12 protein-coding genes are annotated in these 16921 nt (G+C 65.8%); 10 read left to right on the top strand and 2 right to left on the bottom strand.

Translation table 11 applies throughout. From position 1 onward, the window contains the following. Positions 1-48 precede the first annotated feature (48 nt). The 7 genes from ACTNAU_RS03995 to ACTNAU_RS03965 all read left to right on the top strand — a co-directional run bounded on the left by ACTNAU_RS03995 (position 49) and on the right by ACTNAU_RS03965 (position 10667). Positions 49-1269: an MFS transporter gene (locus ACTNAU_RS03995; RefSeq protein ID WP_441097630.1), complete on the top strand. Its 1221-nt coding sequence runs from the start codon at positions 49-51 to the stop codon at positions 1267-1269. Positions 1270-1443: 174 nt separating this feature from the next. Beyond that, positions 1444-3150: a bifunctional diguanylate cyclase/phosphodiesterase gene (locus ACTNAU_RS03990; protein ID WP_441097629.1), complete on the top strand. Its 1707-nt coding sequence runs from the start codon at positions 1444-1446 to the stop codon at positions 3148-3150. 553 nt (positions 3151-3703) lie between these two features. Further along, a complete protein-coding gene (gene pth, locus ACTNAU_RS03985; protein ID WP_216401022.1) occupies positions 3704-4288 on the top strand; it encodes an aminoacyl-tRNA hydrolase in 585 nt (194 codons plus the stop codon). A gap of 36 nt (positions 4289-4324) precedes the next feature. Continuing rightward, positions 4325-7774 (top strand): transcription-repair coupling factor, encoded by a 3450-nt coding sequence (gene mfd / locus ACTNAU_RS03980; protein WP_441097628.1) that lies wholly within the window; start codon positions 4325-4327, stop codon positions 7772-7774. Between the two features lie 123 nt (positions 7775-7897). Continuing rightward, a complete protein-coding gene (locus ACTNAU_RS03975; RefSeq protein ID WP_441097627.1) occupies positions 7898-8962 on the top strand; it encodes a hypothetical protein in 1065 nt (354 codons plus the stop codon). A 145-nt stretch (positions 8963-9107) separates the two neighbouring features. Beyond that, entirely contained in the window at positions 9108-10295 is a 1188-nt protein-coding gene (locus ACTNAU_RS03970) for a transglutaminase domain-containing protein (RefSeq protein WP_441097626.1), read from the top strand. A gap of 27 nt (positions 10296-10322) precedes the next feature. Continuing rightward, complete coding sequence (locus ACTNAU_RS03965) at positions 10323-10667, top strand: Smr/MutS family protein (RefSeq protein ID WP_185915860.1); 345 nt, start codon at positions 10323-10325, stop codon at positions 10665-10667. 298 nt (positions 10668-10965) lie between these two features. On the opposite strand, the gene ACTNAU_RS03960 is transcribed toward ACTNAU_RS03965, so the two are convergent. Next, positions 10966-12168: an RNA polymerase sigma factor gene (locus ACTNAU_RS03960; protein WP_441097625.1), complete on the bottom strand. Its 1203-nt coding sequence runs from the start codon at positions 12166-12168 to the stop codon at positions 10966-10968. A 202-nt stretch (positions 12169-12370) separates the two neighbouring features. On the opposite strand from ACTNAU_RS03960, the gene ACTNAU_RS03955 reads away from it, so the two are divergent. Together ACTNAU_RS03955 and ACTNAU_RS03950 are read left to right on the top strand one after the other, a co-directional pair. Continuing rightward, a complete protein-coding gene (locus tag ACTNAU_RS03955) occupies positions 12371-15451 on the top strand; it encodes a hypothetical protein (RefSeq protein WP_441097624.1) in 3081 nt (1026 codons plus the stop codon). After that, positions 15438-15614: a hypothetical protein gene (locus tag ACTNAU_RS03950; protein WP_441097623.1), complete on the top strand. Its 177-nt coding sequence runs from the start codon at positions 15438-15440 to the stop codon at positions 15612-15614. The genes ACTNAU_RS03955 and ACTNAU_RS03950 overlap by 14 nt, the downstream gene beginning before the upstream one ends. 135 nt (positions 15615-15749) lie before the next feature. Here the strand turns inward: ACTNAU_RS03950 and ACTNAU_RS03945 are convergent, their stop codons facing one another. After that, positions 15750-15992: a hypothetical protein gene (locus ACTNAU_RS03945; RefSeq protein WP_185915856.1), complete on the bottom strand. Its 243-nt coding sequence runs from the start codon at positions 15990-15992 to the stop codon at positions 15750-15752. A gap of 107 nt (positions 15993-16099) precedes the next feature. Between ACTNAU_RS03945 and ACTNAU_RS03940 the strand changes: the two genes are divergently transcribed. Next, positions 16100-16900: an XRE family transcriptional regulator gene (locus tag ACTNAU_RS03940; protein ID WP_441097622.1), complete on the top strand. Its 801-nt coding sequence runs from the start codon at positions 16100-16102 to the stop codon at positions 16898-16900. Positions 16901-16921 lie beyond the last annotated feature (21 nt).

Genomic DNA, 16921 nt, shown 5'->3' with positions numbered 1-16921 from the left:
GCAGCTCCCTGCGCGCGGGTGGCGGACAATAGAGAGGGGACGATTTTTTTGCACAGACAGAACAAGCGGCCGGGCGGCCGGGGCGCGGCCACCATGGCGGTCTTTTTTTTCGGGCTGTTGGCGGTCAACTACGCCCAGTACCAACTCTCCCCCCTGGGGCCGGAGATCACCGCCGCCCTGGGGCTGAACGCCGCCCAGTTTTCCAGCGCCTTCTCGGCGCCGATGATCCCGGCCTTCCTCCTCTCCTTCTTCGCCGGGGCCCTCTCCGACCGCTGGGGGGTGCGCCGGGTGGCGGGGGTGGGGCTGGCCGTCAGCGCCCTGGGCACCGCCCTGCGCCCCCTCTGCGGCAGCTACCTGGGGCTGATGGGGAGCATGGTGCTGCTGGGGGTGGGGATGGCCTTTTTGAACGCCAACACCGCCAAGGTGGTGGGGAACTGGTACCCCCCGCAGCGGGCGGGAACGGTGGCGGGGGCGGTGCTCACCTCCTCTCCGGTGGGGATGACGGCGGCCCTGGCCACCACCGCCCTGCTGCCCAGCGCCAAGGCGGCCTACTGGGTGGCCTTCGCCGTCTGCGCGGCCGCCGCCCTGCTCTGGCTGCTGCTGATGCGCGAGCGGCCTGAGGGGGCGCCGGACGCGCCCGTCAAAGAGGAGGCCGCGCCCCCCTCGGCGGGGGAGAGCATAGCAGTGGCCGCCCGCAGCCGCTCGGTCTGGCTGGCGGGGGGCTGCATGGCCTGCCTGATGGGGGCCTGCATCCTCCTCAACGCCTTTTTGCCCAGCGCCCTGCAACAGGTGCGGGGGATGGCGGCGGCGGCCGCCGGGGTGGCCGCCTCGGCGGTGACGGTCGGCAACATCTTCGGGGCCCTGCTGGGGCCAGTTTTGCTGCAAAAGACTGGCAGTCTCAAGGGTTGCCTGATCGGGGCCGGGGCGGTCTTCGGCCTGGGGGCGGCCTTTGGCTGGCTGTTGCCCCAGGGCCTTGTCATGGGGGCGGTCCTCTTTGTCACCGGGGTGGCCCTGGGGATGTTTTTCCCCCTGCTGCTCTCCCTGCCCGCCACCCTGCCCGAAATCGGCCCCCGCTACGCCGGGGCGGCGGGGGGGATCATCGCCACCCTGCAGATGCTGGGAGGTTTTTTGCTGCCCACCTACCTGGTGGCCCCCCTGGCCGGGGGCAGCTACCCGGTGCTCTTTGGGGCCGCCGGCGGGCTGATGGCGCTGCTCTGCCTGTTGGCCCTGGCCTTCCCCCGCGCGGCCCGGGGCAGATCCGCCGCCTAGAAATTTTGAAAAAGCACTTTTTATTGCAATCGGAAAAAGCGATTGTTCAGCGGCCTGACTGCGTGGTATAATACAGTTGACTGTACAAGACTTGCTCTGCAAAAAGGGAATAAAAAGAGAGACTTTCAGCACCCGCTTGAAAGGGCGCCAGGATCTCTGGCGAGGAGGCCACCAATGGAGACTCCGCACATCAGCTCCCACGCGCTCCAGTCGTTTCCAATCGACGCGCAGGTACTCTACAAGGCGATCGTCAACAGCACGGGGGACTATGTCTACATTGTAGACATGGCCGCCGATCTCGCCCTCGTCTCGGAAAACATGGCGCAGGACTTCGCGCTGCCGGGGCGGCTTGTGAAGGGGCTGGTGTCCCGCTGGGGGGAGCTGGTCCACCCCCGGGACCAAAGGCGCTACTTTGCCTCCATCGACGAGATGCTGGCGGGCCGCACCGACGAGCACAACGTGGAATACCAGGTCAAAAACCGCGGGGGCGAATACGTCTGGGTGGTCTGCCGGGGCCTGCTCAACCGGGACGAAGGGGGCCGGCCGCTCACCTTTGCGGGGGTGGTGGCCCCCATCGCCAACAAGGGGAAGATCGACCCCACCACCGGCCTCTTCACCCAGGGCGAGTGCCGCAAGCGCGTCGAGCGCCTGCTGGAGCGGGCGGAGGCGCCGGGGGGCATCCTGCTGCTGGGGCTGGACGACTTCAAGCGGATCAACAACCTGAAAAACCACATCTTCGGCGACTCGGTGCTGCGCCAGATCGCCCAGAACCTGCAGCGGCTGCTCCCCCCGCGGGCAGAGGTCTTTCGCTTTGACGGGGACGAGTTCGCCGTCGTCTGCCCGGGGGCCTCGCCGGAGGAGATGGAGCGGCTCTACCGGACCATCCACCTCTGTGCCAACCGGGAACAGGAGGTGGACGGCACCCCCTATTTCTGCACCATCTCCGGCGGCACCGCCCAGATCGGGCGGGACGCGGACAACTACCTGGACCTGCTCAAATACGCCGAGAGCGCCCTCGAGGCCTCGAAGGACGGCGGCAAGAACCGCTGTACCGCCTTCACCCCCGACCTGCTGAAGCAGCGCATCCGCAAGATGGAGCTGACCAGCTGCCTGCAGCAGAGCGCCCGCAGCGGGATGGAGCACTTCTCGCTGGTCTACCAGCCCTTTGTCCGCTTTGAAGAGGGGGGCGGTCTGCAGCTCGTCGGCGCCGAGGCCCTGCTGCGCTGGTCCTGCGAGCCCTTTGGCCCGGTGTCGCCGGTGGAATTTATCCCCCTGCTGGAATCCAGCGGCCTCATCACCCAGCTGGGGCGGTGGGTGCTAGAGGAGGCGGTGACCACCTGCAAGCGCTGGCTGGATTTCTGCCCCGACTTTGTCATGAACGTCAACGTCTCCTATCTGCAGCTGGCGGACAAGGCCTTTGTCCCCTTTGTGCTGGACCTGCTCCAGCGGCGTGAACTGGATCCCCGGCACCTGGTGCTGGAATTGACCGAGAGCTGTTTTGTCACCGACATGCCCGCCCTGCGAGAGGCCTTTCAGGGGCTGCGGAGCGCGCGCATTCAAATCGCCATGGACGATTTCGGGACAGGCTACTCCTCCCTGGGGATGCTCACCCAGATGCCGGCGGACATCGTGAAGATCGACCGGCTCTTCATCTCCCTCATCAACGACCAGACGCACGAGTTCAACCGCGCCTTCATCGCCGCGGTGATCCAGCTCTGCCACAGCGTGGGCATCTCGGTCTGTGTCGAGGGGGTCGAACAGCTCGACGAACTGAAGACGGTGCAGACCTTGAACGCCGACAGTGTACAGGGGTACTACGTGTCCCGCCCCATCACCAGAGAGGCCTTTGAGGAGAAGTACTGGCCCGGCGCCGAGGGGTAAGAGGGGCGACTGCCGATAAGGCGGTGGGGTTGGCCAGCCGCCCCCCGAGCGCGCCGCCGGCAGGGAGACAGTTTGCGCCGTCGGCGCGGGCCCGATCGGCCGCCGGGGCCGCAGCGGCAGCCGATCGGGGCCTGCGGGGAAACGTCTGCCACCGCCGGGGCCCCGGCCGACTCCGGCGTGTGCGCAGGGCCTTTCGGACGGGGCGGCGGGGGAAGACCGGGCGGCGCCTCCCGTGGGGGCGTGAGGGCGCCCAATTGCAACAAAAATGGAGGGGCAGCCATCTCGGCGCCCCTTTTTTGTGCGGGCATCCCTTTTCGCGGAAACGAGCCCCCCTTTTTCCTGTGCCAAATGTCGAAGCGGGCCGAAGGGGGGAAAACCGCCCCGAAGGTGTTGAACCGGGCGGCGCGATGGGCTATAATGAAAGGCGCTTGCAGTGCGCGGGCGGCAGTTTGAGCGGGGCGGTGGCTGACACCGGTCCGCCCCGACCTGTTGCGCCCATTTTGCAAAAAAAGGGGGACGGGCCCCGGGCCTGTCCCAGACCAGGAGAGAGAACATGCTGTTTTCCAAACCCAATATCGACCTCTGCGTGGTGGGGCTGGGCAACCCCGGCAAGAAGTACGAGCGCACCCGCCACAACGTGGGCTTTGTGCTCGTCGACGACATCGCCCGGGAGCTGGGGGTGTCGGTCAGCCGGCTCAAACACCAGGGGACCTGCGGGCAGGGGCTCGTGGACGGCAAAAAGGTGCTGTTTGTCAAACCCCAGACCTTTATGAACCGCTCGGGCCTCTGCGTGCACGAGGTGGCCAGCTACTACCGCCTCCCCCCCGAGCGGGTGCTGGTGATCTGCGACGATGTCTCCCTGGACGTGGGGAAGATGCGCATCCGCCGCAAGGGCTCCCACGGGGGGCACAACGGCCTGCGGGACATCGCCCTCTCGCTGGACAGCGAGAACTACCCCCGCATCAAGATCGGGGTGGGGAAGAAGCCCCACCCCGACTACGACCTGGCCGACTGGGTGCTGGGCGCCCTCTCCCCCAAGGAGTGGGAGGCGGTGCGGGCCTTGGCCGGCCCCTGCCTGGACACCCTGCGGCTGCTGCTGGAGGACAACCTGAACGAGGCCATGAACCGCTACAACTAGAGCCCCCCTGCGCCGGGGGCAGAGGAGTGTGTGAGGATGGAGTTTTTTACCCGCATCTGGCAGGGGGTGCCCGCCTTCGAGACCCTGCGCCGCAGCCTGGAAGAGGGCCGCGTCCCCCTGGCCTGCTACGGTCTCTCCACCGTGCACAAAGCCAACTTGATCGCCGCCCTCTACGCCGAGACCGGCCGCCAGATGCTGGTGCTGGTGCCCGACGAGCGGGCCGGGGAGCGGATGGTGCGCAACCTCAACACCATGATCGGCGGGGAGGCCGCCGCCCTCTACCGGCAGAAGGACTACGTCTTCCACCCGGTGGAGGGGGCCTCCCGCGAGTTTGAGTACGGGCGGCTGTCGGTGCTGGGGCGGGTGCTCGACGGCAGCTGTCCCATCGCCGTGGCCACCGCCCCCGCCGCCTGCCAGTACACCCTGCCCCCCCAGCGCTACCGGGAGGCCACCTTTGTGCTGCGCCCGGGGGACGCCTGCCCCACCGACCAGCTGGCCCGCCGGCTGGTGGAGGCCGGGTATGTCCGCCGCCCCCAGGTGGACGGGCCGGGCCAGTTCTCGGTGCGGGGGGGGATCGTCGACCTCTACCCACCCCAGGCGGCCGCCCCCTTGCGTCTGGAATTCTGGGGGGACGAGGTGGACACCATCGCCGCCTTCGACCTGCTCACCCAGCGCCGGGGCGACGGGGTGGAGGCGGTGGAGATCACCCCGGCCAGGGAGGTGCTGGTGGCCGACCCGGCGGCCCTGGCCGCCAAGCTGCGCAAACTGGGGAAAAACGGGCCCGAGGCCCTGCTGGCTGACGCCGAGCGGCTGGAGACCGGGGCCGAGGTGGCGGGGCTCGACCGCTACCTGAGCCTCTGCCTGCCCGAGCGGGCCACCCTCTTTGACTACCTGGAGGACGCCTTTGTCTTCACCAGCGAGCTGCAGGAGATGACCCAGGAGCTGGAGGGCTTTCACTGGCAGCTGGGGGAGGATGTAAAGGAGCTGTTGGAGCAAAAGCTCCTCTCGGGGAAGGCGACCGCCTTTGCCGACGAGAAGGGGGCCTTTTTGGCCCGCCTGGGCAGGGGCCGCACCGCCTTTTTGGAGACCTTTTCCCGCCAGTTGGAGTTCCCCTTAAAGGAGCTGCTGGACTTCACCGCCGTCTCCACCGCCAGCTGGAGCGGGCAGATGAACCTGCTGCTGGAGGAGCTTGCCAGCCAGCAGGAGCAAAACTACTGCACCCTGATTTTGGCGGGGACCGAGAAGGCGGCCAAGACCCTGGCCTACGACCTGCAGAGGGACGGCTACAACGCCCAGTACACCGATTCGGGCAAGACCCTCTCCCCCAAGAAGGTCTATGTGGCGGCCGGCACCCTCACCGCCGGGTTCGAGTACCCCGAACTGCGGGTGGGGGTCATCTCCTACACCCTGCAGGAGGGCAAAGGCAAGGGCAAGCGGCGGACGGCCAAGAAGAAGCGGGGGAAGGACGCCATCACCACCCTGGAGGACGTGACCCCCGGGGACTACGTGGTGCACGTGACCCACGGCATCGGCCAGTTCACCGGCATCACCCAGTTGGATCTGCAGGGGGTGAAGAAGGACTACCTGAAGATCCAGTACGCGGGTAAGGACGTCCTCTTTGTGCCGGTGACCCAGCTGGACCTGGTGAGCAAGTACATCGGCCCCCGGGAGGACCGGAAGATCAAGCTCAACAAGCTCCACTCCACCGAGTGGCAGCGGACCAAGCAGCGGGTCTACTCCTCGGTCAAGGACATGGCCGACGAGCTCATCAAACTCTACGCCGAGCGGGCGGCGGCCAAGGGCTTTGCCTTTTCGGAGGACAGCGAGTGGCAGCGGGAATTCGAGGAGCGTTTTGAGTACACCGAGACCGACGACCAGCTGCGCTGCATCGAGGAGATCAAGGCCGACATGCAGTCCCCCCGGCCGATGGACCGGGTGCTCTGCGGGGACGTGGGCTACGGCAAGACCGAGGTGGCCCTGCGGGCGGCCTTCAAGTGCGTGCTCGACTCCAAGCAGTGCGCCATCCTGGTGCCCACCACCATCCTCGCCTGGCAGCACTACCAGACCATCCTCAAGCGGATGGGCAACTTCCCGGTGAACGTGGAGCTGCTCTCCCGCTTTCGCACCCCGGCCCAGCAGGCCGAGTCGATCCGCCGGCTCAGGAGCGGGCAGGCCGACATCGTGGTGGGCACCCACCGGCTGCTGCAAAAGGACGTGAAGTTCAAAGACCTGGGGCTGGTGGTCATCGACGAGGAGCAGCGCTTCGGGGTGGCTCACAAGGAGAAGTTCAAAGAGGCCTTCAAGGGCATCGACGTACTCACCCTCTCGGCCACCCCCATCCCCCGCACCCTGAACATGGCGATGAGCGGGATCCGCGACATCTCCATCATCGATGAGCCGCCCCAGGACCGCCACCCCATCCAGACCTATGTGCTCGAGCACAGCGACCTGGTGGTGGGGGACGCCATCCGCAAGGAGCTGCGCCGGGGCGGGCAGGTCTACTACCTCTACAACCGGGTGGAGTCCATCGAGGCCTGCGCTTCCCGGGTGCGGCAGATGGCCCCCGACGCCAACGTGGCGGTGGCCCACGGCAAGATGAGCGAGCGGGAGCTCTCCTCGGTCTGGGCCCAGCTGCTGGAGGGCAGCATCGACGTGCTGGTGTGCACCACCATCATCGAGACCGGGGTGGACGTGGCCAACTGCAACACCCTCATCATCGAGGACGCCGACCGGCTGGGCCTTTCCCAGCTCTACCAGATCCGGGGGCGGGTGGGGCGCAGCGCCAAGCGGGCCTTCGCCTACTTCACCTTCAAGCGGGGCAAGGCCCTGTCGGAGGTGGCCTCCAAGCGGCTGACGGCCATCCGGGAGTTCACCAGCTTTGGCTCGGGCTTCAAGATCGCCATGCGGGACCTGGAGATCCGGGGGGCGGGGAACATCCTCGGCGCCCAGCAGCACGGCCACATGGAAGCGGTGGGCTACGACATGTACCTGCGCCTGCTCTCCGAGGCGGTGAGCGAGAAGAAGGGCGAGGAGAAGCCCTACAAGAACGAGGAGTGTTTGGTGGACATCCAGCTGGACGCCTACATCCCCAAGGCCTATATCGAGGACATGGCCAGCCGGATCGACACCTACAAAAAGATCGCCGCCATCCAGTCCCGGGAGGAGGCCGACGACCTCCTCGACGAGCTCATCGACCGCTTCTCCGACCCGCCGGCGCCGGTGGTGGGGCTGGTGGACGTGGCCCTGCTGCGCAACCAGGCCGCCAACTTGGGGGTGGGGGAGATCACCCAGCGGGAGGACACCGTCGCCATCCGCTTTGTCCACCTGGAAATGGAGCGGGTCGCCCGGGCGGTGGGCTGCAAGAAGGGGGTCAAAAACGTCCTCTTCAACGCCGGGGAGAAGCCCTTTTTGCAGGCGGTGCTGGAAAATCCCCACCGCCCCATCGACGGGATCCGGGCGGTGCTCGACGCCATGTCCCACGCCTAGGGGACGCGCCGCGCCCAGCGCCCCTTCCAGGGGGAATTGACTTTTGACAGCCCCCCAAAAAATTGCTATAATCGTAGCTAGTTGTATGCGCTGTAGCGCGAAAAGAAAATGGGAGGAAAGACGATGTCTTTTAAACATAAGCTGGCGGCCGGCCTGGCCGCTTTGGGGCTGCTGGCCTCGCTGACCGGCTGCACCCTGGGCAAGAGCTTTGACTACGCCGCCAAGGTGGGCGAGGTGGAGATCTCCAGCGGCCTCTACCTCTACTACCAGTACGCCAGCTACCTGGACGCGGCCGAACAGTCGCAGAAAAACCCCAAAGAGGTCAAGACCGTCTTGAAAGAGCAGATCGGCGAGCAGAGCGCCACCGACTACATCAAAGACCAGACCAAGGCCCGCTGCATCAGCTACGCGGCCATGGAAAACCTCTTTGACAAAGAGGGGCTGGAGGTCACCGAGGAGGACGAGGCCCAGATCGAGGCCAACGTCAACCAGAACTGGGACAGCCAGAAGAAGGCCCTCGAGAAAAACGGCATCGGCAAAGACACCTACCGCACCCTGGTGCGCTCGGCCCTCAAGTCCAGCAAGCTCTTCGACCACTACTACGGCGCCGACGGGCTGACCCCGGTGGGGGACGACGAGCTCAAGGCCTACTTTGAGAGCCAGTACCTGCACATCTCCTTCCTGGCCCTGCCCAAGCTCAACAGCGAATCAAACGCCATCTCCTCCGACGGGATCGCCACCATCAACGACCTGTCCGAGCAGATGCTCGCCAAGTTGAAAGGCGGCGCCACCATGAAAGAGGTGGCCGACGAGTTCATACCCCAGGTGCTGGAGGTGGGCGGTCACTCCTTTGCCGAGGGGACCGACTTCGTGCAGCAGGACTTCATCAATAAGGACACCGAGAATTACAGCACCTATCCCATGAATATGATCAACCAGATCAAGGCCGACGGGGTGGGGGACTACAACCGCTACGAGGCGGCCCAGTACACCTTTGTCTACCAGCGTCAGAGCGCCCTCGCCAACGAGGCGGACTTCGCCTCCGCCCGCACCTCGCTGCTGGTGGAGATGAAGGAGGGCGAGTTCTCCGAAAAGAGCAAGGCCGCGGAAGAGGGGCTGGAGATCGTCTACAACGATGCGGCGGTCAAGGAGTTCAGCCCCAAAAAGATCAAGTACGTGGCGTCGTAACATATGGGGGGAGGGGCGCGGTCTGCCCCACCCGCTGAAAAAACGGGCGGAAGTCCCGTTTTTTCTTTTTTGGGCCGGCTTGAAAAGACAGCCGCCCGCGCCTTTGGGCCCCCGTCGGGCCCAGACCAGAGAGAGGAGATCGCCTGTGCAAATCCACCGCCTATTTCGCCGCGGGGCCGCCCTGGCCCTGGGGGCCGGGTTGACCCTGTCCCTTCTTTGCGGCTGCTCGCTGTTGGACGAGCTGCGCACCGGCAGCAACGACCTGTTCCGGGGGGAGCCGGTCACCCGGCAGCAGGTGGAGCTGGAGGGAAAATACGGCCGCTCCCAGCTCGACGGGCTGCAGCGGGAGCTCTACGACGACCTGTACAGCGCCGTCTCCCGGGCCGAGGACAGCATCCAGGTGGACAGCCGCATCACGGTAGAGGAGCTGGAGACGGTCTACCGCTACTACTTCTCCGACAGCCCCGAACACTTTTGGGTGGACGGGTACAGCTATGTCACCGGACCCGGCGGCCGGGTGCAGAAGGTGCTGCTGCGCTACATCGGCACCCGGGAGGAGATCGCCCGGATGGACGGGGAGCTGGAACAGAAAGTGGAGGAGCTGACCGCCCAGGGCGCTGCCTTGCCCGGCGACTTTGAAAAGAGCGTCTGGGTCAGCGACGAGCTGGCCCGGCGGGTGCGCTACGACACCGACTTGAGCGGGAAGAGCCCATACACCGCCTACGGCGCCCTGGTGGACGGGCGGGCGGTCTGCCAGGGGTATGCCAAGGCCGCCCAACTGCTCTACCAGAGGCTGGGTTACCCCTGCCTCTACGTGCGGGGGGAGAGCCGGGGCGAGCGCCACGGCTGGGTGATGGTGAAGCTGGGGGAGAGCTACTACCACGTGGACCCCACCTGGAACGACCTCTATATGGAGGGGATGGGAGAGGATGAGGTGATCCTCAACCACAGCTACCAAAACATCACCACCGCCGCCATCTCCCGCGACCACCAGATCAGCGGGGATGAAAACTACCCCCTGCCCCCGGCCGACTCCACCGAGATGGACTACTACCGGGTGAAGGGGCTGCAGGGGGCCGACTTCGGGGGGATCGCCGAGCGGGTGATCGCCGCGGCGGCGGAAAACATCGGCCGGGGCGACTACTCGGTGGAGATGCAGCTGGGGGACGCCCAGGCCATCCAGTCGGCGGCCGAGAGCACCGGGGGGATGCGGCGGCTGATCTCCGGGGTCAACGAGGCCCTGGGGAGGGAGGCGGTGGCCTACCGCTACTCCTACTACCAAAACCCCGACCAGTTCACCCTGCAAATCTACTTTGAGAAGGTCGCCTCCTGACGGGCGGCTGGGAAGGAGGGGCCCGGCGTGGAGGTCTATACCGTCAACCTAGAAGAGGGGATGCCCTATGTGGACGAGGCCCTGGAGCACCTGGAAAAGTCGCTGCGGCGGGCCAAGAATGGCGGCTGCAAGGTGGTGAAGTTCATCCACGGCTACGGCTCCTCCGGCAAGGGGGGAAAGATCCGCCGGGCGGTGCGGTTGGAGCTGGAGCGAAAGTGGGAGCGGGGGGAGCTGGCCCTGGTGGTGCCGGGGGAGCGCTTCTCCCTCTTTGATCCGGACACCCAGCGGATGATGCGCCGCCACTTCTTCGTCACCCGGGACAGCGACATGGGGCGAAACAACCTGGGGGTCACCCTGGTGATGCTGAAATAGAGGCGTGCTCCCCGGCAGAGCCGGAGGACGACGCGGCCATAAAGGCTTGGTGCCCGCGGGCGGCCAAAAGCGCGGCGAAATTCGGTCTGCCTTGTTACGGCCCGGCCTGAAAGCGGGCAAATTTGTCTGTTTAAGACACCCCCTTAGACTGTCCCCCTGCCGTTGACGGCCCGCCTTTGCCCGGTGCCTGCAGCGAGCGCTTTTTGTGGGACGGAATTACCGGCAGGGCCGGTGGTTTTTGCTGGCAATAAGAGAGGGGCCCTTCACCGCGGGGCAGGGCCCCCTCTCTTATTGTCTGTCACTGGGGCAGCTCGACCCAGAAGGGGCCGCTGCCCCGGTTGCCCAGCCGGTCGCAGACCGAGAGGGTGTAGCGCCCGGCCGGGGCGTCGAACCAGGCCACTCCGGCCGCCCCGTCCACTCGGCGGGGGGAGAGGGAGGTCCCGTCCTCCCCGGTGAGGGAGAGGGTCGGCCAGTCGACCCCGCTGGGGTCCTGCAGCCGCAGGGCCACCAGCCCGTTTTCGCCCCAGCTCTCGACCAGCACAGGGGAGGAGAGGTCGCCGTCCCCCACCAAAAAGTCCACCCGGACGGTGTGGCCGTTGGCCCCGGCCGCCACCGCCGTGCAGGGGCCGGGGGCCACGGGGGAGAGGGTGAAGACGCCCTCCTCCCCGGGCTGACAGGGGAGGGAGCGGCCGCCCTGTTCCAGCCAGACCTGGCTGGCCCCCTCCGCCTGGACCGACACCTGGGCGCCGCCCCCTGCGGGGATGCTCTGCACGCTGCCTATTTGCGGGGTGGGCAGCAGCGCCAGGGCCGCGCTCCCCCCCACCGCGGCAATGCCCGCCAGGGCCGCCGCGGGAAGGGGAACGGTGTGCGGGGGCGGCGGGCGAAACCCGGCTCGCCGCCCCGCCGCAGAGAGGGCCAGCCCGGCGGGGAGGAAGGCGGGGAGGAACCCGTCCATCTCCCGCCGCAGCTGGGCCCGGGCCAACTGCAAATCCCGCTTGACGGTGCCGGGGGAGCAGTGGAGGAGGGCGGCGATCTCCCCCACCTTGCGGCCCTGAAAATAGTGCAGGACGACCGCCTGCCGGCGGCGCTCCGGCAGGGCGGCGACGGCGCGGTGAAGGGCGGCCTCCCGCTCCTCGCGCAGGGCGCGGCGCTCGGGCTGGCCCGTCTGGTCCCGGTCGGGAAGCCCGGGCAGCAGCTCGTCCCCGCTCCCTGCGCGGCGGCCCTCCACCCGGCGGAGATTTTGACAGGCGAGAAAGGTGGATCTGTTGAGAAAGGCCACCAGGGAGCGGGGGTCGCGGATGTCGCCCATCTTTCGGTAGAGGGTGAGGTAGCTCTCCTGCACCGCCTCCTCGGCGAGGGCGGCGCTTTTTAAGAGCAGCTTTGCCTGGGCCAGCTGGGCCGGGGCAGTGGCGCGGTAGAGCTGGGCGAAGGCCTCCTCATCCCCCTGCCGGGCCGCCCGGAGAAGGGCTTCCAGCTGCCGGTGCGTCCGTTTTTCCTCCATTTTCCACCCCTCCAAATCTTGCCGCATCCTGTCGAAAAGTGTACACTATCTTTGCCTGAAAAACAACGCATTTGGGGAGTTGGGAATTTTTTTCGATTTTTGGCAATTTTGAATTGGCCGTTTTGAAAATGGCGTACACCTATTTAGAAACAGATTGAGGCGCAGGGGCAGATGCGCCCTTGACGAAGGGGAGGAAAACGCCATGAAACACGGTAAGCGGCGGGAACTGGGGGCGCGGTTGACAGCCCTGGGACTGGCGGCCGCCCTGGTGGTGGGGGGTGCGAGCGCCCTTCGCCGGCCGGTCCACGCCGGGCAGTCGGCAGGGAGCTTTGTAGAGGAAAAAAACCTGAACGCAATTTTTGCCATGCGCTCCACCACCGCAGGTGTCGGCGTCGTCGACGGCAACTGGGTCCACTTTGCGGATGAGGACCACTGGGTGGACAGCGTGAGCAACACGTCGCTTTTTTCCAAGGGGAAGATCTCGCTGAAAGCCAACTGGAAGCTCGAGGCAAATTTCACCATTGTCGGGAGTGGACACTGCCATTACGGGGAGGTGGCCCTTTACGACAGCACCACCAACTATCGGTTTTCCGTCGGTCGGGTGGGCGGCATCGAGCGGATCACCGTCGTCCAGGGGAACGACTACAAGCAGCCGCAGCAGCCGCTGACGGAGGCGGACTTTGGGGAGAATAAGCCCTACTGCCTCTCCTTTGATACGGTGGCCAATGCCTTTACCCTGTCCTACAACGGCAAGAGCATCACCTACCCCAACCCCTTTACCGAAGATGTGGTCACCGTGCGCATCGGGGGGCTGATGGACTACAAGGGCGACGTCCCCGCTGTGGGGCGGGTGGAAGGAACATTTCTAAAAATGGCCTACACCGATTACAGCCCCGCCTTTCTTGAGACCAAACTGCTCGACGAGAGCGGGCAGACCATCCCTGCGGGGACGCCGATCGCCGACGGCAGCATCGTCACCGTGCAGGCAAAAATCAAAAACAACTGGGAAAATGGGGGCACCGTTCCCAGCCACCTGAAGCTCTCGGACAGCGAGGAGTACCCCACCGCCGGGCTGCATTTTGACCCCGCCACCTGGGGGGAGAGCAAAGGCAAGAGCCAAAAGATCACCGTGAACGGGGTGGACGTGACTGCCCAGGGGGGCAATGTGGCGACAGGGGGCATCCCCTTTGACTGCTCCCCTGCCGAGACGGTCATCACCTACCGGGCCAAGGTGGCAAATCCCGAGGGCAAGGCGGTCACCATTGGCCAGATGATGGTGGACGACTTCTTTCAGTCCAAGCAGTATTCGGGGGACGAACTGATCCCCGCCAAGCCCCTGGTGCCCTACGACCCGGAGAAACCGGCGGAGGAGCAGGGGACGGCGGGGAAGGACTACCACTTTACCCGCACCCCAGCCAACGAAAATGGCTGGAACGCCGGCCCGGTGGAGATCGCCTTCTACCCCGACCAGTTCAACCAGTTCCTCATCAAAGAGGGGGAGGTGGTCACCGCCACCCTCGACCAGGGCAACCGCAAGACCAGCTACAGCCAGGAGACCGGGGGGCGGAAAACCGCCTACCAGGCCAAGAACACCCAGACGGGGGAACTGTCCACCACGGTGGAGGACGCGGTGAAGATCGACGCCACCAAGCCCACCCTCTCCGCCTCGGGGAAGACTGTCACCCTGTCGGACAGCCTCTCGGGCGTCTGGAAGGTCGAGCGCTACGACGCCAAGATCGGCCGCTGGGTCGGCGCCAAGACGTTCCCCCTCACCGGCGGCAACGGCGCCGCCAGCCAGACTTTTGTTGTCGCCCAAAACAGCAAGTATCGGGCGGTGGACGCGGCGGGGAATATCTCCGACCCCCTGCCCGTCACCGTCAACGACCCGCCCTCGGCCGACCCCAGCGACCCCAGCGTCACCCCCTCCGACCCGGAGAAGGAGGTGGACGAAAACGGACTGGCCCACACCGTTATCCACGACAGCATGCAGGAGGTCATCGACCGGGAGGCCCCCCTCTACGGCGGGCGGTTCACGGCAGAGGACGCGAAGGACCTCTTTGACAGCCGCTACGGCTTTGCCTCCAACGTGCCGGGCAACAGCGACCTGACCTATGTTTACACCATCGCCCAGGGGGGCAAGGACGTCACCGGGGAAGGGGTGGACGCCACCCAGCCCGGCAGCTTCACCGTCACCTGCGTGGTCACCGACGCGGACGGCAACACCACCACGGTGCTCCTCACCGACACCCTCATCGACCGCTCGGCCCCGCCGGTGGTGGACTGGGGGGAGGACCCCGACCCGCCGGTGGGCCCCTCCTTCGACCCCCTGAAGCCCCTCCCCAAGCCGGTGATCAAAGACGACCCGGAAACGGGGAGAAAGCACGCCCACCTCTACGACAGCATCACCGAGGTGGTGGGCACGCCCCCCGCCTACAGCGGCAGGCTGACGGCCCAGGTGGTGGCGGAGATACTGAAGGGCCGCTACCAGTTCGGCAGTGCCCAGGGGGACGGTGTCCTCACCCACGGCCCGGTCACCGTGACGGTGGACGGGAGGGAGGCGGCCCTCGACACCGCCAAGCCCGGCAGCTGCGCCATCACCCAGACGGTGACCGACAGCCAGGGCAACCGGACCACCGTTCACCTGACCTATACCTTTGTGGGCCAGGGAGTCCCGCCGGTGGTGGAGTACGACCCCAGCGACCCCACGGTGGAGCCGGGGAGCCGACCCGATGACCCGGAGGTGGTGGAGGACTGGCAGAGCGGCACCAAGTACGCCACCGTGAAGGACAGGCTGGTGCAGGCGATTTCCGACCCGCCCCTGTCGGGCGGCTGGCTGGACGAGGCAGAAATTCGCGACTTGATTGCCGGCCGATATAAGTTCACCTCGGCCCAGCCGGACGGGGCCCTCAAGGAGATCCGCTTCGCCGTGACCCGGGATGGAAAGGCGGTGGAGGGGATCGACACCACCCGGCCCGGGAAATACATCATTGCCTACACCCTGGAGGACTCCTCCGGCAATCGCACCTCCCTCTTTTTGCAGTACGAGCTGGCGGAGAAGACTGCCGGCGGGTCGTTGGACGGGGAGACTGCTGCGCCTGCCGGCGGGCAGCCCAATACCGGGGATGCGGACGTCGGACTGCTGGGCGGCGGGCTGGGCCGGGAGGGCGGTTCCTGCGGCGTCCACTGGGGGCTGTTGGCGCTGGCGGTGCTGGTTGCCGGCTACACCCTTTTTCGCAAGGGACAGTTGGACCGGGAGGAGGGAGAAGACCGTGAAACTCTGTGATTTTCTCTTTTTCACCCTGGTGGCGGGCGGGGGCGCGGCCCTCTTTGTCTTTGCCGGCTGCCGGTTAGACCTTCCGGCGCTGTTGATCCTCGTCGGGGCGGTGCTGCTGGGCAGCGGCTACCTGATCCGCCGCACCCGCCGCCGCGACCGGGGAGAGCTGTGACGCGGGGGCAGCGCCCCTCCCTCAAATAAAAAAACAGACACCCTTTTCAGATGTGAAAAGGGTGTCTGTTTTTGTCGAAAATATATGCTTTTCAACAATTTTTTGAAATGGTAAAATAAGGATAGAAAAGGGCAGCTACCACTCGAGGGAGGGAAAGTAGGAATCCCTGTCGGGAAAGGCGGCGGCGCAGAACATATCCCGCACCACATCGCAGAGATGGGCGGGGTCCAAATCCTCCCGCTCAAAGAGGGAGGCCAGCCGGGCCACCTGTAAGGGGTCGGGGGAGAAGAGGGGCGTCTCGATCCCGCCCTCCGCCTGTATGCCAAAACGACTTTTCTCCGGGTTGGAAATGACCGCAAAGCAGTGGTTCTTACTCATCGCAATGTCTCCTTTTGTTCCTTCTTGTAGCAGCGCCCACACGCCGCGCATTCCATGCTACCAGGATGGGAGACAAAGTCAATAAAGGGAGGGGATTTTTACAGAAAATGGGTGAAAATTTACCGAACGCGGATATTTGGGAAGAGGGCGGCGGCAAGGACCTTTCGGAAAAGCTGCGGCTGCTGAAGGAGCGGGAGGGCTTTACCACCCAGATGCTGGCGGACTACTCGGGCATTCCCCTGGGGACCCTCAACAAGATCCTCAGCGGGGCGACCAAAGACCCCTCCCTCAAGACGGTGGAGCGGCTGGCCCAGCTCTTCGGGCTGCCGATGCGCTACTTCTGCGACGTCTACCCCAGCGGGCAGAGCTGTGCCGCCCTGTTGGAGCAGGAGGTGGAACAGCCCCTCCTCCTCACCCAGGAGGAGTACCGGCTGATTTGGAGCCTGCGTCGGTTTACCGGCAGGGAGCGGCGAATCCTCCTGACCATGGTAAAGACCTTTGACGCCCTCCACCGCCCCGGCGACCCGGCAAAACTGGTGCTGCCCTGCTATCTCCCCACCCGGGCGGAGGGCGGGCAGACAGCGGTGGACTCCATCGCCATCCGCCACATCTCGGTAAAAGACAGCGAAACGGCTCAGGCCGCCGACTTTGCGGTGGTGCTCTACGGCAGCGCCATGGAGCCCGCCTACCACGCCGGGGAGGTGCTGGCGCTCTCCCGCCGCCCGGCCGGACAGGACGAGATCGGCCTTTTCAACCTAAATGGGGAGGGGTATATCCGGCTCTACCAGCGGGTGCGCGGAAAGGTGCGGCTGGCGGCGCTCAACCGGGCTTTCCCCAACGTCGCCGTGGAGGAGGGCAGCCAGTTTTGCTGCCTGGGAACGGTGGTGGGCAGCCTCGACCTGCTGTGAGGGGACAACAGGGAAAAAGGA

The organism is Bittarella sp. HCP28S3_D9 (assembly GCF_052065655.1).
GTDB classification, from domain to species: domain Bacteria; phylum Bacillota; class Clostridia; order Oscillospirales; family Ruminococcaceae; genus Bittarella; species Bittarella massiliensis.
This window is presented reverse-complemented; position numbering and strand designations above follow the sequence as displayed.